Source organism: Oscillatoria nigro-viridis PCC 7112, from assembly GCF_000317475.1.
Taxonomy (GTDB): Bacteria; Cyanobacteriota; Cyanobacteriia; order Cyanobacteriales; family Microcoleaceae; genus Microcoleus; species Microcoleus nigroviridis.
The window spans coordinates 5,555,312-5,577,088 of sequence record NC_019729.1 but is presented as its reverse complement, the minus strand read 5'-3'; the positions used below and the strand labels follow the sequence as shown (position 1 = coordinate 5,577,088).

Genomic DNA, 21,777 nt, shown 5'->3' with positions numbered 1-21,777 from the left:
TATTGGTTGTACGTTAAGTTGACACGACGAAAGGCACGGTGCCGTGTCCCCACTTAATAGACATCTCCTAAAAAGCAAGTTTTGAACAGGCAGGATGCCTGTTCCACAAGAATTATGGGAGATATCTAATTACCTTAATTACCGCTGTTCAATAGTTTTTTCACATCCAATAAATTTTTACCCCCATCACCAACAATCAGCGGCAATTTCCCATCCCATTTTTCTATAGCCTGCCTTTCCAAAAGTTCGGGAGTCAAATTGTCCCGCAGCAACCTTTGCACTTCGGCTTCTCCCTTGGCTAAATTCACCTTAGCCTCAGCCTCTTTTACTGCCTTCAGCGCTAAAAACTCTCCTCTTTTTGCCTCCTGTTCGGCAATTTGTTTCGCCTCCACGGCATCGCTAAACCGCTCAGAAAAGTGAACGTGTACTAAAGAAATATCGTCAACGGCAATGTGATATGTAAGCAGCCTCAAGGTCAAAGAATCATCTACTGCGGCTTTAACTTCTCCCCGTTTAGTAATAATTTCTTCAGCCGTGTATTTAGCCATAACTGCTTTTAATACTTCTTCAACTGCCGGATCGATAATGCGAGTAACGACTTCTTTTTCGTCACCTATTTGTTGAAAAATAGCATTTGCTTCTTCTGGGATAATATGCCAATTTAGCGCTACATCCGTGAAAACATCTTGCAAATCTTTTGAAGAAGCTTCAGCGGAAATTTCCTGTTTTTGTACCCTAACGCTCAACTTTTGTACAGTATAAACTGTGGGAAATATTACGTGAATTCCTTCTCCGAGTACCTGTTCTTGCACTTTACCAAACTGCATCAACACGCCCCGTTCTCCCGCGTTGACAATGACAAAAAAATTGGATAAAATCGCTAAAGTTACTATCAATATAGCTAGTTGAACAGCTCTGTAAAAATCCTGATTTTTTTTATTGCTTGATTTGAGTGAGTCCACGTTGCTGCTGGATTCTAAAACCATATTCCACCCCGATAGCACTTAATTATCTGCTCAATATTGACTGAATAGATATTTTATTTTTCTGCCATCAACAACTGTTCAAAATCCGCTGCAGCCAAAGGAGGACTGAACAAATATCCTTGCATTATATCGCAATTATAGCGCCAGAGAAAATCTTTTTCGGCTTCTGTTTCAACTCCTTCGGCAATTACCTCAAGACAGAGACTGTGCGCCATTTCAATAATAGCTTTCACAATCGCTGCATTGGTGCAACCATCGGTGATATTGCTGATAAAACAGCGGTCTATTTTTAAAGTATCGAAAGGGTATTGCGTCAGATAGCTTAAAGAAGAATACCCAGTTCCGAAATCGTCAAGAGATATACAAACTCCCAAATTTTTCAAATGTTGCAAAGTCGCGATCGCACTTTCGGCATCTTCTACCATCAAACTTTCTGTCAGCTCTAATTCCAAACTGCTCGCTTGCAAACCAGTTTCTGCTAAAATTTGGGCAACTCTGCTGCTGAGATCCGGTTGGTGAAATTGACGCGGCGACAGATTCACCGCTATCCGAAGCGAAAAACCAGCATTGTGCCAAACTTGCATTTGCTTGCAAGCTGTCTGCAACACCCACTCGCCTAACTGTACAATGAAGCCAGTTTCTTCGGCATGGGGAATAAATTCTGCGGGTGAAATCAGCCCTTTTTCTGGATGCACCCAGCGCACTAAAGCTTCTGCGCTCATAATCTTACCTGTCTGGACATTGACTTGCGGCTGATAGTAAACTTGGAATTCTTCTCGTTCCAGTGCGTTGCACAAACAAGTTTTGATCTGCTCTAATTTGTCGGCATTCTTTTGGGTATATTCGCTGCTTTGCGATCGCAAAGTATTGTACTGTTCGGCGACAGCTTCTTGTTTTTTCAAGCGGCTCGATATCGCGCCCACAAGTTCAGCTTTACTAAAAGGTTTAGTCAGGTAATCATCTGCTCCCAATTCCATACCTTGCCGCATTTCAGAGCGATCGGCTTTACCGGTGAGAAAAACAAAAGGTACTGTAGCAGTAACAGGATTAGATCGCAAGGCCACCAGCACCCCATACCCGTCAAGTTCTGGCATCATCACGTCGCAAATAATCACGTCGGGAACATTTGACACCGCCGCATATAAACCTTTGGCTCCATTTTCTGCACCCGTCACGTCGAAACCTTCAGCTTTGAGGAGTTTGAGAATATTCTCGCGAATTACTTGCTCGTCCTCAATCACTAGAATCTTTTTCATAGGTCATTCCCTGCAAGCGGTATAATTGATAGGCGTTACTGAACGCGATAAGCGTCCCAATAACTGAGAACGCACAGCTCGATCGGCCCAACAGCGGAATATTTTCCGACACAAATAGCAAACGCCTGAAAAACGCTAATTTTTCAAGCACAACTAGATTAATGTTTCTCTGCTTACTCAGTGCCGTCCGTATTATTACGAGGTTAATTAATAATCTCTAAACTAATTCTAGGCGATCGATAGTTAGCAGCGCCTTAAATAACTGCTAAACTAATTGTGCCACCTGAACGATTGTCTGCAAACAATCTCAGCCTATTTATACCAGTTGCCAAAAATCATGCAACTGCAAGCAAGTTCCAAACCCTTGCGGAGTCAGTCTTCCCCATTCTTCCACGTAAAATCTCAACTTTTAAATCTCAAATGGTATTACCTACTGGATTCCCTGAACCCGCACAGATTGGGGTCATAGAAGTTAAGCAATATCCTCAGTACCGCGCTGTCACCTACACCCACGCGGGCGATTTGCGACAAGCAACTGGCATCGCCTTCAATCCCTTATTTCAACACATCAGCAACAACCAAATTGCGATGACAACGCCAGTAGAAGCGCGCTACACCGAAACTTCCGGGCAAATCGATGCGCTTCCCCAAGCAAAAGTTTCGTTCCTCTATCCCGCACCAAATATCGCCCCCAGCAGCGTTAACTCCGCTGTAGAAATCACGGATACTTCGCCGATGACGGTTGTCAGCATCGGCGTGGGCGGGGCCTACACTTGGGAAAGCTACGAAAATAACCTCCAGAAACTCAAAGATTGGCTTCAAGAACATCCTGAATACGAAATAGTCGGGTCGCCGCGCCGCTTTTTTTACAATTCCCCGATGACGCCGGAAGCAACTAAAATCAGCGAGGTACAAATTCCCATCAAGTGCCGCTGACGTGAACAACTAATTCGCGAATGTGACCCCGCTGGCGGTGTTCCCACAGGTAAATTCCCTGCCAAGTTCCTAACAGCAACCTGCCGCGATCGATCGGGATTTGTTCAGAAGTATGAGTCAGCGCAGTGCGAATGTGGGCAGGCATATCGTCTGGGCCTTCCGCATCGTGAATGTAGCGATCGTCCTCCGGTACCAGTTTAGCCAAAAAGTTAGCCAAATCCTTAAGTACATCGGGGTCAGCATTTTCTTGAATCACCAAACTAGCAGAAGTATGGCGCAAAAATAAGCTGCAAAGTCCCGTTTGAATACCTGAATTCGCCACCGCATCTTCTATCTTAGGAGTGATGTTGCACAGAGACTTCCCTGTAGTTTTAATTTTGAGTATTTGTTGGTAGTCAGACATTCGATTTGAGATTTTGGATTTGAGATTTTAGATTTTGGATGATACTGATGCAAAACTATTCATTCGGCGCAGCCCGACTTTGTTTGTTTAGGATCTATTTCTAATCGCACTTATGAAAAATAGTCTACAACAGCTTGGGCGACATCCTCCGTACCATTCTTATCCAATTTATCCGGCAAACAGGGCCGATGCAGCGGTTGTCGCAAAAACTCCCAATCCCCCTCAAAAAACTCCGCCGCCGTCACAATTTGATGTTCCGCATAATTTTGAATCCCTTCCAGCAACACCGCCGCTTCTGCAAAACCTTCTCTCATGATAGAAATAACAGGTATTTCCAAGCGCAAAGCTTCTGCAAAAGTGCTGTATCCCGGTTTAGAAACTAAACGCCCGCAGACAGGCATAATATCGACCGGACGCGGTAAAATCGGGAAAGATTGTGCAAACTCCTGATTTTTGACTTTAATCAAATTCGAAAAATCGGGAGCTCCCGCATCAAAAGTAATAAATTGCCAGTCGCTAAATTGCTGTAAATTTTGATAAGGAATTTCTTCTAAACCCAGTCCGCCAAAAGTCAACAATACAGTTTTTTCCAGGGGTGTTTCGATGCCGAATACTTCCCGAACTTTATCGTTACTGTAGCGAGGATTGCCGCCAGTCAAGCCAACATCTTGAATATTGGGGAAAGCTGCCATCGGTTCGTGCAAAGGAAGACGAAAAAGCCGATCGCACATTCCGAAACACTCACCAATCCAATCTGCCATTTCTGCAAATTCCCCGCCCCAATCGCGATAGATAAAATCCCACCCGAAATTGCTCATCATCCAGCAAGGAACCCCAGCCGCTGCCGCCATTCGCGTTGCCAAAGGAGGAATATCTGCCAGCACCAAACCCACCCGATTTTGCTTGATAAAATTAACTTCGCTGGCAATTAGGGAATTTTGCTTTTTCCGAATTTCCCGCAATTTTTCCAGCGTCGCGTCTTTATCCATATTCAAACTGTCAGCTTGCACGACTCCGACATCAAAAGCGCGGGGACGGTGGATAAAGTCGCCGCCAATGTAAGATTCTAGCAGCCAGCGAGGTGCTGTTGTTGTGATAATTAGTAAAATATCTGGATTTAATTCTTGAATTTTTGCAGCTACGGAGGAGACTCGGACAGCGTGGCCGAATCCGTGATTCGTGATGGCAATATATAATGTTGGTCGAGACATTGATAATAGGGAATTGGGAATTGGGAATTGGGAATTGGGGATCGGGCATCGGGAATTGCGAATTGGAGGTAGAGACTCGAAGGCAACGAACAATGACAAAATTAATAACTAATGACTAAGCTGTTGCTGCATTTAAATTGTATGTCAAAAAAAATCAATTCTTGTGGGGTGTCCCGCCCGCGGAGAATATACAATTTAAATGCGCGACAGCTTATCGAATATGCAAAAACTCATCAATCGCGCGCCCCCTCAGACCAAACAGGCAATTGATTAATCTTGTCCAGGGTTATATCTACATACTTTTTACCGTCCGCCGCCAGATTTTCTCCAAAATATCCATCATCGCCGTCGTGCTTGTGAGGGCCGCTCAAAGCTTCTGTATAGCGGCCTTCCAAACGGGCTTGGTTGAAAGGAGAAGTCACGTACCAGTACCAGCGACTTGGAAAAACTATGCCGCCAATATCCTCAATTGAATCGCGAGTGCCGCGAAAGTGGAAAATGCGATCGGCTTCTGCAAAACCATTTTCTCCCGAAAACACGCCCCCAACCGAAACAACCGTAATTTCTGCCTTCAGCCATTCTTTAAGATAGCGAGTAGCACCCAAAGCAACTTGTGCGCCCCCGCTAGTGCCAATTAAAATAACTTTCAAAGGTTGTTGAGAATTAACTGAAATGGGAGATTGAGCATTCATCCGCTCGATAATTGCATTAGCAATTCCCTGATTGTATGCAAAGCCGTAGCGATAATCTAGAGAAATTGCAAACCTCCAGAGATTGCGAATTTTGATGAATATATCCCCCGCAATCGGCCCGCTCTTGGCCTGTTCTGCAAACCGCCAAAAAGGAGCTAGCAACCGCTCTCCTCCTAAACTTTTGTTAGAGGCTGAATAAGGAAAAACATCGCCCACTGCTACGCACTGCGGGTGACTTTTAACTAAATGCTTGAGAAAAAACTCTTCACCAGAGGTTAATTCATCCCCCGAAAAATCGCCAACTCCCGGTAAAAAGATAATATAACAATTGAGCCGCGAAGATTTGCGCGCTTCTAGATTGCCCTTGTTTGAAGGCAATATCTCCGGCAAATTTTTCTTGATGCCAAAAGTTTCGGCACTTTGATTCAGCCACCATATAACAGTTCCCACCGGGGAAAGAATGCCCCAAATTATCAGAATTACACCTGCGACGATCAGCAAATTTAAACTTCCCCCGCGCAGCCATGCAAGTATCCTTAAAATCAATCTTAGCATTTAATAAAATCTGGTAGAATGCCAATTAATTAGCTAATTACGTAGAAATAGTTCGGTGATTCTGCTGTATTAGAGCTTATTTTGTAAAAGTTGTCAACTATCTTGAGGAGCAGGAGTTCAACGTGAAGGGAGAAGATTCAATTGCAGGTTTGGGGGCAACCCTTTGGAACGCACTTTCTTTGAACGGCAATTTTTACGAAAAAACTCCCTACACTCGCAGAACTAAGCGAATAGCTTTAACAATTGTAATTTTAGCTGCGCTGTCTCGCGCGTTGGGCAGTGCTGTCATCTTGTTAATCAACCGAACTGAGCCATCCGTATTATTTCTAGGACTTTTGATAGATGGTTTGGCAGTCGCGGGGGGTTATTATTTTTGGACTTTCACTATTTTTAAAATCGGGGAGTGGCTGAAGCCGGGACACGTAACTTATGGGGAGTTGTTGGTTCCAATCGGCTTTGCCTACGCGCCCCAAGTGCTGAATTTCTTAACCTTAATTCCCTTGTTGGGAGAAGGAATAGAACGCATATTAGCGCTGTGGAGTTTGCTAGCTGTAATTGTGGCGGTTCGTCAAGGTTTGGATATTCAAACTCGCTGGGCGGTGTTAATTTGTTTTGTAGGTTGGCCGTTGATCCAAATTGCGATCGGCTTTGTGAAAGTAGCTGAACAGTTGTTTTCACGATGGCTTTAATTCATCAATACGGCAGCAGTATAGTAAACTCGCTGCCCTCTCCAGGTTCCGACTGGCAAATTAGCTTTCCTCCATGTTGTTCTACCACAATTTGATAACTGATAGACAATCCCAAACCCGTCCCCTTACCTATCGGTTTAGTAGTAAAAAACGGATCGAATATTTTACCCAGCACCTCCGAACTCATACCGACACCATTATCAACAATGCGAATCGCTACTTGATTGCCTTTCGCGACTTCAGTGCAAATCTGAATTGTCGGAGTCTGTGTCGAGTCAACTTCACTCCCTCTTTCCCGACAAAAAGCATCAATCGCATTGGTCAGTACATTCATAAATACCTGATTAATTTCTCCCGGATAGCAGTTCACTAAAGGCAAATTGTCGTACTTCTTGATCACTTGAATAGCACTTAATTTGTGTTCCAAAATCATCAACGTGCTGTCGATACCTTCGTGGATATTAACCCATTTTCTATCTGATTCATCTAGCCGAGAAAAGTTTCGCAGCGACAGCACAATATCGCGAACTCTCGCAGCGCCCAATCTCATTGAATCTATCATTTTAGTGAAATCATTCATCAAAAAATCTAAATCTATTTGCTCTGTTTCATTTACTATTTCTTGCACGGGATTTGGGTAATTTTTTTGGTATAGACGTAGTAGATTTAGTAAGTTTTCAGCGTATTCATTGGTGTAATATAAATTTCCATAAATAAAGTTAATCGGGTTATTAATTTCGTGAGCTATTCCCCCGACTACTTGACCTAAACTGGACATTTTTTCACTTTGAATTAGCTGCAATTGAGTGTGGCGAAGTTCTTCCAGTGCAGTTTGCAATTTCTCAGTTCTTTGCGCTACTCGCGTTTCCAGAATATTATAAAAACGGGCATTTTCTAGAGAAATAGCTGCTTGTGCAGACAGGATTCCCAAAATTTCAAGCCTGTCGCTAGTAAAAGCACCTTTGGTTAAATTATTTTCTAAATAAAAAATTGCCGTAAGGTTTCCTTGATGGATAATTGGCAATACCAGGATAGATAGGGGTTGATGGGCTGCAATATAAGGGTCAAATTGGAATTGCTCGGATCGGGTAGCATCATCTAAAACCAAGTATTTTTGGGTTCTTTCTACATAGTTAATCAATGAAATGGGGAGGCTCTCGGATTCGGCAATCGGGAGAGATTGTAACACGGTTACATCATTAAACTGACCTGTCAGCGCAGCTTCTATGAAGAATTGATTACCTGTCTTGGCAAGAAATAATACTTTTTGAGCGCCTGCGTTTTCCTTTACAAGCTGTACGAGTTTCTCTAGCAAACGGCTGAGGATAATTTCGCTCGAAACAGCTTGAGATGCTTTGACAACAGTTGGTAAATCCAGCACCAAACTATTGTTGATAGTAGTTTTGGTAGTCGTGACCCAATTGTTATTATATATTGCTTCTTGATGGCGATCGACTAAATAATCATAACGAGATTCTAAGTCTTTAACTTTGGCTGTAGCTCCCCAGCGGATGTAAGCATAATAAGCTTTTTTCACATAAGAGCGAGCACTGATATCTTTATCCAAAGATTGATAAAACTCTCCCGCTAATTCATAAGCTAATGCTTCTTCTTGGATGTAGCCGTTAGCAGCCGCTCCTTTAATAGCTAAGTCATAATAATCCATTGCTGCCAGTTTATCGCTGATAACTCGCGCTTTCTCAGCTTCAACTAACTCGTACTTGTGCTGATAATTCATGGGTGCATGGTAGGCCCACTTTTTCATAATTTGCTGATTAGAGTTAACAATAGCTAGGTATGCTTCTCGATCGTCACTGTCAGGATAGTGAGCGAGGAGGGCCAGCGAATAGTAGAAATTGTGTACCCCAACAGTGATTAAGCCGATCGCCCCATCTGCGTATTCTGCCGCTAATTTACCGCTGGCAACAGCCGCAGCATAATCTTTAAATAAATAAAGCAGCATCAATTTAGCAACATAAGCTGCAAACAGCGACATTCGATTATTTTCTTTCTGCCAACGCGACATCACAGCAGGTTCATCCAACCTGGAGCTACCTAACCGTACTTGCTCTGCGGTTTGGCTTCTTAAGCTTGAAGCAATTATTTGCCATATTTTAGCATAACCTATGGCAAATTCGTGTTTATTTTTCAGCAAAAACTCCATATAAACGGTTTGTTTATCTTCGACATATTCTAGCGATTTTCCCACCAAAAATAAATTGGTAATATAGTGCATGGAATTATAAATTGCCCATTCTAGATCGCCAGTTTCTACGCCAACTTTCATTCCTTCTAGAAACGAAGCCACTGTATTTTTAGTAGACTCTTTCCAGATTCTGATATGAGCATTAAACATTACATAAACCTTAGCTTTTTGTTGGCTAGCATTAAATTGTTCTAGCAGCTTTAAGGCGATTAGTCCAGCGTAGTAGCCAGCTTCCATGTCCCCTTCGATACCGCACTGGATCATTCCATAAAGAGTATAGGGAAAAGTGGCTAATGCTGAATGACCGCGCTCGATACAAAAATTGACCATAGTCAAGACAAGGGACGACACAATTTCTGGTTTGGCAATATAAGCAGGAGGATAGAGGGCTGTCAGGATTTCCATAGCTGCCAGTTGATAAGGATCTGTCATAACTGGCAGGTTTTCTAATTCCTCAATTCGCGGCAATTTTGGCACTGCAATAGTTTGGTTATCTAAGAGTTTTACTCCCAGAATTTCCAGCACTTCTAGCCCGGTTTCAACAGCTTTTAGCATCAGGCTTTGAGCCTGATAAAATAGGACTTTTAGCTGATACACTTTCACTATGTCAAGCGGGTTTTTAGCCGATCGCAAAACCACTTCCGCCAAATTTTCTGCTTGCTGGAAGTTGGTGTTTAAATATTCTGCTTCCAGCGTCTCTACATACAGCCGCAGCGTCATGCTATAGTTGCGTTCCCAGCTATCAGGTGCTAATAACGACATTCCCGCATTCAAATACTTAACAGCGGGTTCGTAAGCATTAGCTGCTTTTGCCTTATGTCCAGCGATTAAATTTAATCCTGCTAATTCATCTTTTTCTGATTGCAGGCTCAGACAATCAATTCCTACATTCAACTGGTTGATAATATCAAAAATTTTCTCTTCTACTTTATCGGCGGGCGTATTTTCAAACAGCAATTTACCGATGCTAAGATGAGTTGCTTTCTTTTCATCATCAGGAATCAGCGAATATGCAGCTTGCTGAACGCGATCGTGCAAAAACTTATAGCTGATTCGCGAACAATCGAAAGTTAAATTAGCTCCTGCTTCTCCATCTAAAAATAAAGGAATGAGGTAACTCTCATTCAAGGGAAGTATTAACCCCGCTTGCAAAGCATCCCAGAGTTCAGTCGCCGTGACTGATGGAGATTTTGCGTTGACAGTAGAGAGAACATCTAAAGTGAATTTGTCCCCAACACAAGCCGCCAATTTCAAAACTTGTTGTGTAGTCTCTGGCAATTGTTGAATCCGACTGGCTACCAATTCAACTACACTCTTATCTGTGATGCCAATAGCGTGAATCTCCTCAATGTTCCACTGCCACTCCCCTCTTCTTCCGGGAGACAGCAGCCGGGTAAAGTCAAATCTCAAAAGTTTTTCTTGATAAAGAGTGTGGAGCAATTGCGTCAAGAAAAAAGGATTCCCACCAGTCTTATTCCAAATTAACTCCGCTAAAGGTTGAATTCTTTCTGAGTCATTCAATGTCTCAGAAATTAACTCAGTCACCTGGGCTAAAGAAAGAGGTTCCAGCACTAAATTGTTGATAATAATCCCCGTTGCTTGAAGGTACTCTACTGTTTGCATTAAAGGATGTGTAGAGCTAACTTCATGGTCTCGATAGGCTCCAATTAATAGTAAATATTTGCTATCGGGGTCAGTCGCCAGCAATTCCATTAATTTCAAGGTTGCTGAATCTGACCACTGCAAGTCATCGATAAATATGACTAATGGATGCTCTTTTTGCGCGAATACGTGGATAAATTCTTTGAATAGCCTGTTAAAGCGATTTTGTGCTTCTGTGGGAGCAAGTTCCGCAACGGCAGGCTGTTTGCCAATTACCAATTCTACTTCGGGAATCACGTCAATAATTACTTGCCCGGAATCGCCTAGTGCGGCTAAGAGTTGATGTTGCCAATCTTGTAATTTTTCGTTATTTTCCGCAAGTAACTGCTGGATCAAAGATTGAAAAGCTTGAATTAAAGATGCGTAAGGTATATTGCGCTTGAATTGATCGAATTTACCGGAAATAAAATAGCCCCGCTGTCTGGTGATGGGTTTTTGAATTTCGCTGACTACGGCTGATTTGCCTATACCTGCATAACCAGAAACTAGGATCGCTTCAATTTGGGAAGGGGAAGAATTTTCCTCGCAAGGATTAGCTACACGTTCAAATGCAGCCAATAGTTCCCTGACTTGTGTTTCCCGACCGTACAATTTTTGAGGAATCAGCAACTGACTCAATATATCTAAGTTTCCCGGCGTAAAATCTACTATTTTGCCTGTAGTTTCTAACTGATTCAAACAAAATTCTAAATCTGCCAACAATCCGCCTGCACTTTGATATCTATCTTCGGCATTTTTTGCCATCAATTTCATCACAATTTGTGAAATTGGTGGTGGAATGTCTGAATTAATTTTATGCGGTAAAATTGCTTGAGAGGCTATGTGACTGTAAACTATTTCTAACGGGTCGTTACTCATAAATGGTAATTGACCTGTCAGCATTTCATACAAGGTAATTCCGAGGGAATAAAAGTCGGTGCGGTAGTCGAGGGTGCGGTTCATTCTCCCTGTTTGTTCGGGAGACATATAAGCAAAAGTGCCGACTATCGAGTTAATATTAATTTGGGGATTTTCTTTGGACAATCGCGAAGCAATCCCGAAATCTGTCAGTTTAATAATTCCTGTTTGGGTGTTGATGATGATATTGCTAGGTTTAATATCTTTATGAATAATTTTTTGAAGGTGCAGATATTCTAAGGTTTTTATGAGTTGAATACCAAACCTCAAACAGGCGATGACTTCGAGCTTTTGTCTGGAAATCAGGCGATCGAGAGATGCGCCATTAAAGTCTTCTAAAAGCAAGCCGAGACGGTTATCAAAGGTTTCTAGGCTAATGACTTTAACTAGGCCTGGATGGTCTAAATGTTGGCGAATGCGATACTCGTGCTTGATCCGGGTAATTGCATCGAGGGTGGGATATTCAGCTTTCAGGATTTTGAGTACAGTTGTCTCCTGCTGGGCGGGGATTTTTCCTCGATAAATAATTGTTTCGATACCTTCGTGGAGAGTGGAGTGGATTTGGTATTGCGAGAGAAATTGCATGGAGTTCTCCTGAGAGTTGAAAATATATCTGATTCGAGTCGCTGTTCGCTGTTGACTGTTGGCTGTTGGCTGACGCTACGACCACCCTCAACTGTCAAAAGTCTTGACATGGCAACTGTTATATGCTTAATTCAACCATGTACTTAGGTCAACAAAAATCAAGCTTTATTTACTCGGACAAGAATCTATTTATAGATAAAATGATAGTATTCATGGAATCAAGCCATTTTGCTATTATTATTCTCAATTAATATCCGATCGACAGCGGACGGCAACCACACCTCTACTATTCGGGTCTCCCCACTGTCCCTCCCCCCTTAGCAAGATACATTGTTAGAGAAGGAAATACACAAAAATTTACATCTATAATTTGTGTAGTGTTCCAAATCGCTCCTCACCAGCAGCGATACAGCCCTCGCCCAGACAGTAGGATAGAAAAAATATGTTTGAACGCTTTACAGAACAAGCCATTAAAGCAATCATGCTAGCCCAAGAGGAAGCGCGACGCCTCGGTCACAATTTTGTAGGCACCGAGCAAATTCTTCTGGGGCTCGTCGGCGAAGGCACTGGCATCGCTGCAAAAGTATTACTGGATATGGGCCTCAACTTGAAAGAGGCGCGCAATGAAATCGAAAATATCATCGGTAGAGGTTCCGGGTTCCTCCCGCCGGAAATTCCTTTTACGCCCCGCGTCAAGCGCATTTTTGAGACGGCGCTGAACGAAGCGCGGCAGTTAGGCCACAATTACATCGGCACCGAGCACATCCTGCTAGGGCTGATTCAGGACGATGAAGGGGTGGCGGCGAAGGTGCTGCAAAACTTGGGAATCGATCGCCAGAGAGTCCGCACGCAGGTAATTCGTGCCGTGGGAGAAGTTGCGGCGGTACCCGGAGGTAGGGGGGATAGCGGCGATCGCAAAATCCCGACTTTAGAAGAATTCGGGACAAATTTGACCAAGTTAGCCGCAGCAGGCAAACTCGATCCCGTGGTGGGCCGCGAAAATGAAATCGAGCGCGTGATCCAAGTGCTCGGGCGCCGCACGAAGAACAATCCGGTGTTAGTAGGCGAACCGGGAGTCGGCAAAACAGCCCTCGCCGAAGGCCTCGCCCAGCGGATTGTTAATAGAAACGTCCCGGAAATTTTAGAAGACAAACAAGTAATCAGCCTCGATATGGGTTCGCTGATTGCTGGTACAAAATTCCGAGGCGAATTTGAGGAACGGCTGGCGAAAATCATGGCCGAAATTCGCGCTGCAGGAAACATCATTCTGGTAATTGATGAAATTCACACCTTAGTCGGTGCAGGCGCAATTCAAGGCAGCATGGACGCCTCTAATATGCTCAAACCCGCCCTTGCTAGAGGTGAATTGCAGTGTGTCGGCGCTACTACCTTGGACGAATACCGCAAGCACATCGAGCGCGACGCTGCCTTAGAACGCCGCTTCCAACCGATCAAAGTCGGCGAACCGAGCGTGGCAGAAACAATAGAAATATTGTACGGGTTGCGATCGGCTTACGAACAGCATCACAGACTGACAATTTCCGACGCAGCTTTAGAAGCAGCGGCTACACTGTCAGATCGGTACATTAACGATCGGTTTTTGCCAGACAAGGCGATCGACTTAATTGACGAAGCAGGTTCCCGCGTCCGCGTGATGAATTCACAAACCCCGCCCGAAGTTAAAGAGCTCAAAAAGCAACTGCCCGCAGTAACAAAAGAAAAAGATGCAGCAGTACGCGAGCAAGACTTCGACAAAGCTGGAAAATTGCGCGATCGCGAATTAGAAATTGAAGCCGAAATCGCCGCAGCTACGATCAACAAAAGCCAACTCAAAACCTCTCCCACCGTCACCGAAGAAGACATCGCCCACATCGTGGCTAATTGGACGGGAGTACCGGTCAGCAAGCTGACAGAATCCGAATCGGAATTGCTGCTGCACATGGAAGATACTTTGCACCAGCGCTTGATCGGTCAAGAAGAAGCTGTCACCGCAGTTTCTCGGGCCATCCGCCGCGCGCGGGTAGGCTTGAAAAATCCGAATCGCCCGATCGCCAGTTTCATCTTTTCCGGGCCCACAGGCGTCGGCAAAACGGAACTTACAAAAGCCCTAGCAACATATTTCTTCGGTTCCGAAGAAGCCATGATTCGGTTAGATATGTCCGAATTCATGGAACGCCACACGGTTTCTAAACTCATCGGTTCGCCTCCGGGTTACGTCGGCTACGATGAAGGCGGCCAACTAACAGAAGCAGTCCGGCGCCGTCCTTACACCGTCGTCCTGTTCGACGAAATCGAAAAAGCTCACCCGGATGTCTTCAACATGATGCTGCAAATCTTGGAAGACGGCCGCTTGACTGATGCTAAAGGTCGGACAGTAGACTTTAAGAATACGCTGCTGATCATGACCTCAAACATCGGTTCGCGAGTGATTGAAAAAGGCGGTGGCGGTCTCGGTTTCGAGTTTGCTGAAAGTGCCGCAGACGGGCAGTACAACCGCGTTCGCAGCTTGGTAAACGAAGAACTGAAACAGTTTTTCCGTCCTGAATTTATCAACCGCTTGGATGAGATTATCGTCTTCCGCCAGTTGAACAGGGAAGAAGTCAAGCAGATTGCGGACATTATGTTGCAGCAAGTCTTCAGCCGCTTAACCGAACAGGGTATTACTTTGTCGGTGACAGAAAGGTTCAAGGACTTGTTAGTGACAGAAGGCTACAATCCCAGCTACGGTGCTCGACCTTTGCGCCGCGCAATCATGCGGTTGTTGGAAGATGTACTGGCTGAGGAAATGCTGTCTGGGAAGCTGAAAGACGGCCAAAAGGCGATCGTTGATGTGGATGAAAACGGTCAGGTTAAGATAGTGCCCGATGGTCCATCTGAGCCGAAATTGCCCGAATTCGCATTAAGCCATTAATGCACTCTACCAACGGATAAATACTGTTGATTAAAAACCCGGTTTCTCAGAGAAACCGGGTTTTTAATAAAAAAATAGCCGTCCAAAAAAAGCAACTTTAGGCAAGCTCCAAATCCTTATATAATCAGTCATATCAAATTCGGTAGCATCGGAATTATTCCTCTCTGTATTCTCTCCCTCTGCGTTCTCTGCGCCCTCTGCGGTTAAATCATTCCGACGATACAACCGGAAACGATATCATTCCCAAATCTAACATCTAAAATCTAAAATCTAAAATAGTATGAGTTCTAGCTCTTTTACCCCAACACATTATCTACAGCAATTTCTACATCTGGAAAAGCTAGAATAGATAAAACCTGACCCCGCTGAAATCTTTGAATATTTTGGTATCCCGAGGGAGAAGGTTCGCGATAAACTACTACACATTGCTCGTTAATATCTACAAGCCAAACTTCTACAATATTGTCTTCGGCATACAGAGGAATTTTGATATTTCTGTCAGTTTCAGCGGTTGCATCCGCTACTTCCACAATTAGTAAAATATCCTCAGACTGAGGATGTCCCGATTCGTAAAAATCATCGCGCCGCCGCAGCAAGGAAATATCCGGTTCTGGTTCGGAGCGATCGTCCAATTCTACCGGATCTTGAACTCCAATGGTTACTCTCGATAATAAGCGGATATAGAATAACTCTGTCAGACGCTTGACATGAGATGTATGCCTTCTACCGACGGCGGCCATTTGAACAATTTCTCCTCGAATTAATTCAACTTTATCATCTTTGGTCAAGATGCCAGCTTCAATCATATGATGATATTCTTTTACTGTAAATAACCGCTTAATTAACTGAGTTGTCATCATTGTTTAGTACAGGAATATTGGAGTTTTTGTCTGAGACCCAGGTTGCATAATTTGATTATACTACATCGACCAGTAGTCGTTCAGTAGGGCAGGCATTGCCCGCGTTACCATCGACGAATCTAATCCCAGGATTGCAATTGCACAACCCAATGCTGCACCAAAGCAGAAATGCGATCGCGCCGAGTTTCAAAAGTAGCAGCAATCCAGATAAACACAATCCCAAAAGCCAAACCAATCGCCCATTTAATCAGCGGATAATCGAATATCAGAACCACCAACTGATAGAAAACATTAATTAAAAATACAGCCGTTCCCACAAACAAAAACGCCCGAACTCGCAGCGCCAAACCCGCTGCAATAGCCGCCAAACTAAAAGCTCCTCCAACTAAACCGTGGCTTTGCTGAGTAAAAAGAGGCATCCCGCAAATTAGCGCAGTTGCGACCATTCGCAGAGTGTGGCGCAGCGGTTTTTCTGCTGGTAATTTGAGACTGCGATCGAACTGAGTAATGTAAAGTAAAGAAAGTCCTAAAGGAGTAACATAAAACTCTGGCTGAGTCAATCCTATTTGCCAGAACCACCGCAGCAAGATCCAATCAATTATCGCCAAACTCACATAGGTAAAACGGACTTCCTCCCTTTCCCAAGCCAGGAAAAAATAGAAGGTAGCAGCTATCAGCAAGCTAATCGGATAAAACTTAGCCGGACTTTCCAAAATAGCAACTATTGGAATCAGCGAAGCAATTACCTGCCAAGGTTTTTTTGACCAACCCCAGTTGTCCCAAGGCAAAATGTAAATGAAATAGGCAAATAGAGAAGCGAGGGCAACTTTCCAAGGCCCCAGCGGCCCGGAAATATACTTAACTAAAGGTGTATTGATCCAGTAAAGCCGGATGCCAAAGGCTTCTAGCCAACCCAAGTAAATCCAAATTTCTGCCCATTGGCGATCGAGATTATTTCGACCTTGCAAGAAAGCGTATTGAACTAATAAAGCACCAGTGACTAATCCTAAACTTAGGGCGGACTTAATATCCTCGGCAGAAGCCCAAATCAGCAGCAAACTGCTCAAAACCCAGTGCAGGTGAGCAAATATTTTTAACTCTGCATTAGTTAAATGTAAATAATTGCTGAGCCAAGGAGATAAAATGCGATAGATATAGGTTAAAGTTGTGCCGAGACTGGCCAGGACAATTAAGCCGTCGCCAAAAGCTCCTCCCGGTGTTTGAAAAAGTTGATAGAGTAGCGATTCGTAAGCAGCAGCGGACACGCCAATTAATCCTAAATAAACCAAAGGTTTGAATTCTGGCTCCCGCCTACCAATGCCGATCGCAATTAAAGACGCCCCCAACACCGTTAAACCAGTCCAATTCGCAAAAGTGTGGGATCGGAAAGTTAAACCCAATACCCCGTAAACCAAAGGTATAAAATGAATGGTAGGTAAGATTGTTGGATCGGGCTGGCGGCGCCGCCACCAATCCCCCAGCAATTGAGTAAATAATCCGAGAGCGATATTAGCAACTGCCAAATTAATCGTAGTGCGATCGACAAAACTCAAACCGACTGCTGTCAACAACTCCAAACTCCAAGCCAAGGCATAAATTGCCAGAGGGGAAAGTTGGCGTAAACTTCGGAAAATTATCGCAGCCATTATCACCAAAATAGCAGCCAAAACTGCTGTAGAGGGCGGCAAACTCAAGGTACTGACTGCGTAGAGTTCATAGGAATAAAAAGTAATAGTTGTTAACAGTAAGCCTGCGAGTAGGATTGCCCACCCATCTAAAGCTCGATCGTAAATTTCAGCTAATTGAGAAGACTCAGGCAAACGGCTGGAAAAACGAACGATCGTGCTGCGAAGCACCCACAGAGACAAAATAGCGATCGCCCCGGCAATTCCCCAATCCCAACCCGACACAAAACCTAATCGATCGATCGCCGCAGCTACGAAACTCAAGCCAAACCCCACTCCAATTGCAGCCGCTGGTATCTCGACTAAATAGTAAGTATTGACGAACATTAATCCGGCTGCAAAACCAAAACCAATTAACCGATATCCCGGAAAAATAAAAATTAGAACTTGTGCGAATATTAGGGCGATCGTACTAAAGGTACTGGCAACTTGTTTGTGAGGAACCTCAGTATATTTAGCAACAGCAGTCAAAGCCAAAGGAGTCGCCAGCCAGAGCAAACTCCACTGAGGGCGGTGAGTGGCAGTACCCGCAATCAAATAATTTTGCAACAAGACAAAGCTACATCCTGCTAATACTAAGCCCAGATACCAGGAACTTTGGAACAATGCAGGATGCCAGCGGAAAAAGGCAGAGTTTTCTCGGGAATTTGCCGCTTTCATCCAGACAAAAAATACCCATTCACTCGCCATGAATATTAATAATATTGCCGACCAAATATTGGGTGTCAGGTTTGGGAAAAATAAGTCAATTGCCGAAGCGATCGCGCCTAAACCCATAATGTGAGTTAGGGGAACCAAAATTGCCGGATTTCCCTGTTGTTCAGCCGCAGAAGCCGGCCTTGAAACTCGCCGGGAATTATCGGGAATTACGTATTTCCAAGCGATCCAACCTAAAATTAAAGTAGAGACTAATAAATTGAGCGATCGCCAAAACGGATTGACAAAACTAATAACAGTTAACACACTCCCCAAACCGAGAGCAAGGTTTTCGCCAAAACGGGCAAGTTGAAACTTTCGCTTGCGGTAGAGCCACTGCGCCGCACTTACCATTAAAATTAAATAAGGCAACAGCAGAACACCCCAAAAAGCCCAAGGAGTTTCCTGAGAGTTTGTAAGCTGAGTTAAAAAGGCCACAACTTGTGTTTTAATCCCTAAAGGAACCAGTCGCCAAAACAGCCAAATACTCTGAAGTCCCACCGCCTCCAGCATTACCAAATCAAACTCTTGCCAAAACCGCACTAAACGGTTATAAAAAAACCAAACAGCCAATCCGCTAACTGCGATCGCCTGTAGCGGAATGTCCCGAAAACAAACCAGGTATCCCAAACCCAACAAACCCCCTCCCGCTAATTGCCAGTAAAAAAAGTTGCTGGGATTGGGCGGGTCGGATATATTGTTTTCAATAGTCCCAGATGTGAGGGGGTGCTGCCAATCCAGCCATGCTAAAAGCACGCCGCAAATTCCCAAAGCTAAACCCATTTCAGCGATATTTACATCCTTGACAAATATCGCTCGACCCAGTAAAATTCCTAACGAATAAGCTACTAAAGCCGCTTTTTTGTAAGTCAGAAAATCTCTGCTCAAACTGAAAGCAGCGGCGAATGTTTCAGTATTTCCCCCGCCTTGGATAGATTGCAATCGTTGTTGCTGAACTTGATAAACTGTAGCAGCAGCAGTTCCCACTGTACCCACATAAACCGCAGTCAGGGCAAAGCCGCCCAATGCCCACCAAGAGTGCAAATAACTCAATCCCAAGTGATTTAGGGCGATCGATCGAGCGATGTTTTTTCCTGAACAGCTTTGATATTGATCTTTGATAATCCGGGCAGTTATCCAAGTCAAAATCAGTGCCGCTGCGATTGCTACCGCCCAATCCCAAGGATACCGCCACAATCCAAAACTATCCATTGCCCAAAAATTGATCGGCACTAGCAACAGCGTCACTTCTTGCAAAGTTTGAGCAGTCAAGTGTAAATTCTGCTGTCTGTTTGCCCAACTGCTAATCGCCCAAAAGGTTAAAGTATAAGCTAATAAAACTCCATATTGTCCGGCTGCAGGAAATTTTTCCCACTGACTGGCAGCTAAGACTCCAGAGGAGACAACTACCATGAACACTCCTAAAAACAACAGCCACACCACGCTAATTTCTGCCATTAGCGAGTGCAAAATTTGAGCGATCAAATTAGGGGTTTGAGTAGTTTCTGTGGGGCTAGCAACGCTTTCTCTGTTGCTAGGTACTGCTTTTTGCGTTGATAAGGCAGGTACTTTTGGCTCGGCAATAGGAGCGATCGGGCTATCGTCAATTTCAGAAAAATCTACAGCGGGATCTCTGATTGGGCAGACTAAATACTGCCTGCACAATTCCTCAACCTCGGCGGGCGAAAGTAAACCTAGACGCAGCCACGCATCTAAACCTGTCAACAACTCAGGATGCGAGGCTAAGATGCTCAATTCAATTTTGCTCGATCGATCTTTGGGAGACGACATGGGCTTATACTTGTACTAAGTACCTTCAAGCTATAGCCTAGATTAATGTCGATCGAACATGGCAACATTCCGCCATCGAAATTGGCACAATAAGTATTTATGACTAAAGAGCTGTCGCACCCAGTGCCAACCGGTGAAAAAATCCCGCTGATGGGCCTACACCAGGGTGCATCAGCGGTGAAAAACTCCAAATTAGGACACAGCAGCGGTTTCCTTACCGATCGACATATTTCAACAAAGTGTCCACACTAGCATTGTGGTCTATGAAAGAAAACAAATGTTTGAAGAGGAGTTTTCCATCTGCATCCAAAACAAACTGAGCGGGCAAAGGAGCACCTAAAGCCTGACCGACTTGATAAGCCCGAAAAACTTGACAGCCTGGATCGGAAAGCAGAGGCATTTTCAAGCCTAAATCTCTAACCACAATTTGGCTTTGGCGATCGTCGGTACTGGCAACCATCAATAATTCTATATTGCGATCGGCAAATTTTTCCCAGTTTTCATTCAAAGCTTTAATGTGAGGAAAACAGAAAGGGCAATATTGCTTTTCAGTAAAAATCCGCGTAAAAGCCAGAATAACCGGCTTATCGCCCCGATAATTGGACAGTCGCACCAATTTGCCATTATTAATATCAGGCAATTCAAAATCTGGGGTCATCTGTCCCAACTTCAGAACATTACTCGCGGGAACAGGCAATAAATTTTGGAAAAACCGCTGATTTAACAAGCCGCTAAAATTAGTAGAAGTCAGCATATTTCCTAATTTGGTAATTGGTAATTGCTAATTGGTAATTAAAAATCCGGTTCCCTGAATGCCCCTGCGGGTAGGGACACGGCAGCGCCGTGTCCGTACAAATATAACGTGCTTAGACCGCAGCAAAGAATACCTTAGACTTGACAGGATCGGGAGTCATGGTCTTGTCACCGGGCTGCCAGCCGGCGGGACAAACTTCATCGGGATGAGACTGGACGTGTTGGATAGCTTGCAGAGTACGGAGAGTTTCGTCCACGTTGCGGCCGAAGGCAAGATTGTTGATAGTAGAGTGTTGGATGATGCCTTCTTTGTCGATGATGAACAGACCTCTGAGGGCAATGCCTGCTTCTGGGTCGAGGACGTTGTAGGCCGAACTAATGGTTTTTTTGAGGTCAGCAACTAAGGGATAGTTGAGGTCGCCAACACCGCCAGATTTGCGGTCTGTTTGTATCCAAGCGAGGTGAGAGAATTCACTGTCAACGGATACGCCGAGGATTTCAGTATCGATTTTCTTGAAGTCCTCGAAGCGATCGCTAAATGCTGTAATCTCAGTCGGGCACACAAAGGTGAAGTCCAAGGGGTAGAAGAACAGGACTACATACTTTTTGCCTTTATAGTCGGACAGTTTAACTGTCTTGAATTCCTGATCCACTACGGCTGTTGCTGCGAAATCGGGTGCAGCTTGACCAACCCGGAGGCATTCACTGGTCATAGATTTTGTTTCCTTTTTTACGAACTGTTACAAATATATCATACTCATAACGACTACAAGTATCTTCTCGATCGATCAAAAAAACACGCTCTCAATATTGAGAGCGCGGTTTTTTTGATTAAATAATGGCTCAGGCGGGATTTGAACCTGCGACCTTGGGCTTATGAGTCCCCTGCGCTAACCACTGCGCCACTGAGCCAAATCTACTTCACGATTTACTATCGTAGCACGGTAGGGCTAGCTATGTCTGGTTTTCAAACAACATTATTTCTAATGACTTCCAGTAAAAG

At 44.2% G+C, this 21,777-nt stretch carries 13 protein-coding genes and 1 tRNA gene; 3 read left to right on the top strand and 11 right to left on the bottom strand.

The features are described 5' to 3' along the window. Positions 1 to 134: 134 nt before the first annotated feature. Both OSC7112_RS23100 and OSC7112_RS23095 read right to left on the bottom strand, forming a co-directional pair. Entirely contained in the window at positions 135 to 986 is an 852-nt protein-coding gene (locus OSC7112_RS23100; RefSeq protein ID WP_015178172.1) for a prohibitin family protein, read from the bottom strand. Between the two features lie 53 nt (positions 987 to 1,039). Then, complete coding sequence (locus OSC7112_RS23095) at positions 1,040 to 2,242, bottom strand: EAL domain-containing response regulator (RefSeq protein ID WP_015178171.1); 1,203 nt, start codon at positions 2,240 to 2,242, stop codon at positions 1,040 to 1,042. A gap of 420 nt (positions 2,243 to 2,662) precedes the next feature. Between OSC7112_RS23095 and OSC7112_RS23090 the strand changes: the two genes are divergently transcribed. Continuing rightward, entirely contained in the window at positions 2,663 to 3,178 is a 516-nt protein-coding gene (locus OSC7112_RS23090; protein ID WP_015178170.1) for a heme-binding protein, read from the top strand. Here the strand turns inward: OSC7112_RS23090 and OSC7112_RS23085 are convergent. The 3 genes from OSC7112_RS23085 to OSC7112_RS23075 all read right to left on the bottom strand — a co-directional run bounded on the left by OSC7112_RS23085 (position 3,165) and on the right by OSC7112_RS23075 (position 6,039). Beyond that, positions 3,165 to 3,581, bottom strand: coding sequence for a secondary thiamine-phosphate synthase enzyme YjbQ (locus OSC7112_RS23085; RefSeq protein WP_015178169.1), 417 nt, complete (start codon positions 3,579 to 3,581; stop codon positions 3,165 to 3,167). The genes OSC7112_RS23090 and OSC7112_RS23085 overlap by 14 nt on opposite strands. Before the next feature lie 110 nt (positions 3,582 to 3,691). Then, entirely contained in the window at positions 3,692 to 4,792 is a 1,101-nt protein-coding gene (locus OSC7112_RS23080) for a glycosyltransferase family protein (protein WP_015178168.1), read from the bottom strand. Between the two features lie 233 nt (positions 4,793 to 5,025). Further along, a complete protein-coding gene (locus OSC7112_RS23075; RefSeq protein ID WP_015178167.1) occupies positions 5,026 to 6,039 on the bottom strand; it encodes a hypothetical protein in 1,014 nt (337 codons plus the stop codon). A 122-nt stretch (positions 6,040 to 6,161) separates the two neighbouring features. Between OSC7112_RS23075 and OSC7112_RS23070 the strand changes: the two genes are divergently transcribed. Continuing rightward, the gene (locus OSC7112_RS23070) at positions 6,162 to 6,728 is read left to right on the top strand and encodes a YIP1 family protein (RefSeq protein WP_015178166.1); all 567 of its coding nucleotides are present in this window, start codon (positions 6,162 to 6,164) and stop codon (positions 6,726 to 6,728) included. A 4-nt stretch (positions 6,729 to 6,732) separates the two neighbouring features. On the opposite strand, the gene OSC7112_RS23065 is transcribed toward OSC7112_RS23070, so the two are convergent. Then, positions 6,733 to 12,078, bottom strand: coding sequence for a trifunctional serine/threonine-protein kinase/ATP-binding protein/sensor histidine kinase (locus OSC7112_RS23065; protein WP_015178165.1), 5,346 nt, complete (start codon positions 12,076 to 12,078; stop codon positions 6,733 to 6,735). A gap of 442 nt (positions 12,079 to 12,520) precedes the next feature. Between OSC7112_RS23065 and OSC7112_RS23060 the strand changes: the two genes are divergently transcribed. Continuing rightward, positions 12,521 to 14,989 carry an ATP-dependent Clp protease ATP-binding subunit gene (locus OSC7112_RS23060; protein ID WP_015178164.1) on the top strand — a complete coding sequence of 823 codons (2,469 nt, stop codon included), beginning with the start codon at positions 12,521 to 12,523 and terminating at the stop codon, positions 14,987 to 14,989. A 296-nt stretch (positions 14,990 to 15,285) separates the two neighbouring features. Here OSC7112_RS23060 and OSC7112_RS23055 read toward each other — a convergent pair whose 3' ends face one another. The 5 genes from OSC7112_RS23055 to OSC7112_RS23035 all read right to left on the bottom strand — a co-directional run bounded on the left by OSC7112_RS23055 (position 15,286) and on the right by OSC7112_RS23035 (position 21,686). Then, a complete protein-coding gene (locus tag OSC7112_RS23055; protein ID WP_041622696.1) occupies positions 15,286 to 15,846 on the bottom strand; it encodes a Uma2 family endonuclease in 561 nt (186 codons plus the stop codon). Positions 15,847 to 15,968: 122 nt separating this feature from the next. Beyond that, positions 15,969 to 20,021 (bottom strand): hypothetical protein, encoded by a 4,053-nt coding sequence (locus OSC7112_RS23050; protein ID WP_015178162.1) that lies wholly within the window; start codon positions 20,019 to 20,021, stop codon positions 15,969 to 15,971. 214 nt (positions 20,022 to 20,235) lie between these two features. Continuing rightward, positions 20,236 to 20,775 (bottom strand): peroxiredoxin family protein, encoded by a 540-nt coding sequence (locus OSC7112_RS23045; RefSeq protein WP_015178161.1) that lies wholly within the window; start codon positions 20,773 to 20,775, stop codon positions 20,236 to 20,238. 112 nt (positions 20,776 to 20,887) lie between these two features. Then, positions 20,888 to 21,487, bottom strand: coding sequence for a peroxiredoxin (locus tag OSC7112_RS23040; RefSeq protein WP_015178160.1), 600 nt, complete (start codon positions 21,485 to 21,487; stop codon positions 20,888 to 20,890). Positions 21,488 to 21,613: 126 nt separating this feature from the next. Continuing rightward, positions 21,614 to 21,686 (bottom strand) — tRNA-Met (locus OSC7112_RS23035). Positions 21,687 to 21,777: the final 91 nt, after the last annotated feature.

What these genes read in the sequence shown, in the direction of transcription:
- OSC7112_RS23100 (WP_015178172.1), bottom strand. Translation starts at nt 986, where the DNA reads ATGGTTTTAGAATCCAGCAGCAACGTGGACTCACTCAAATCAAGCAAT.
- OSC7112_RS23095 (WP_015178171.1), bottom strand. Translation starts at nt 2,242, where the DNA reads ATGAAAAAGATTCTAGTGATTGAGGACGAGCAAGTAATTCGCGAGAAT.
- OSC7112_RS23090 (WP_015178170.1), top strand. Translation starts at nt 2,663, where the DNA reads ATGGTATTACCTACTGGATTCCCTGAACCCGCACAGATTGGGGTCATA.
- OSC7112_RS23085 (WP_015178169.1), bottom strand. Translation starts at nt 3,581, where the DNA reads ATGTCTGACTACCAACAAATACTCAAAATTAAAACTACAGGGAAGTCT.
- OSC7112_RS23080 (WP_015178168.1), bottom strand. Translation starts at nt 4,792, where the DNA reads ATGTCTCGACCAACATTATATATTGCCATCACGAATCACGGATTCGGC.
- OSC7112_RS23075 (WP_015178167.1), bottom strand. Translation starts at nt 6,039, where the DNA reads ATGCTAAGATTGATTTTAAGGATACTTGCATGGCTGCGCGGGGGAAGT.
- OSC7112_RS23065 (WP_015178165.1), bottom strand. Translation starts at nt 12,078, where the DNA reads ATGCAATTTCTCTCGCAATACCAAATCCACTCCACTCTCCACGAAGGT.
- OSC7112_RS23060 (WP_015178164.1), top strand. Translation starts at nt 12,521, where the DNA reads ATGTTTGAACGCTTTACAGAACAAGCCATTAAAGCAATCATGCTAGCC.
- OSC7112_RS23055 (WP_041622696.1), bottom strand. Translation starts at nt 15,846, where the DNA reads ATGACAACTCAGTTAATTAAGCGGTTATTTACAGTAAAAGAATATCAT.
- OSC7112_RS23050 (WP_015178162.1), bottom strand. Translation starts at nt 20,021, where the DNA reads ATGTCGTCTCCCAAAGATCGATCGAGCAAAATTGAATTGAGCATCTTA.
- OSC7112_RS23045 (WP_015178161.1), bottom strand. Translation starts at nt 20,775, where the DNA reads ATGCTGACTTCTACTAATTTTAGCGGCTTGTTAAATCAGCGGTTTTTC.
- OSC7112_RS23040 (WP_015178160.1), bottom strand. Translation starts at nt 21,487, where the DNA reads ATGACCAGTGAATGCCTCCGGGTTGGTCAAGCTGCACCCGATTTCGCA.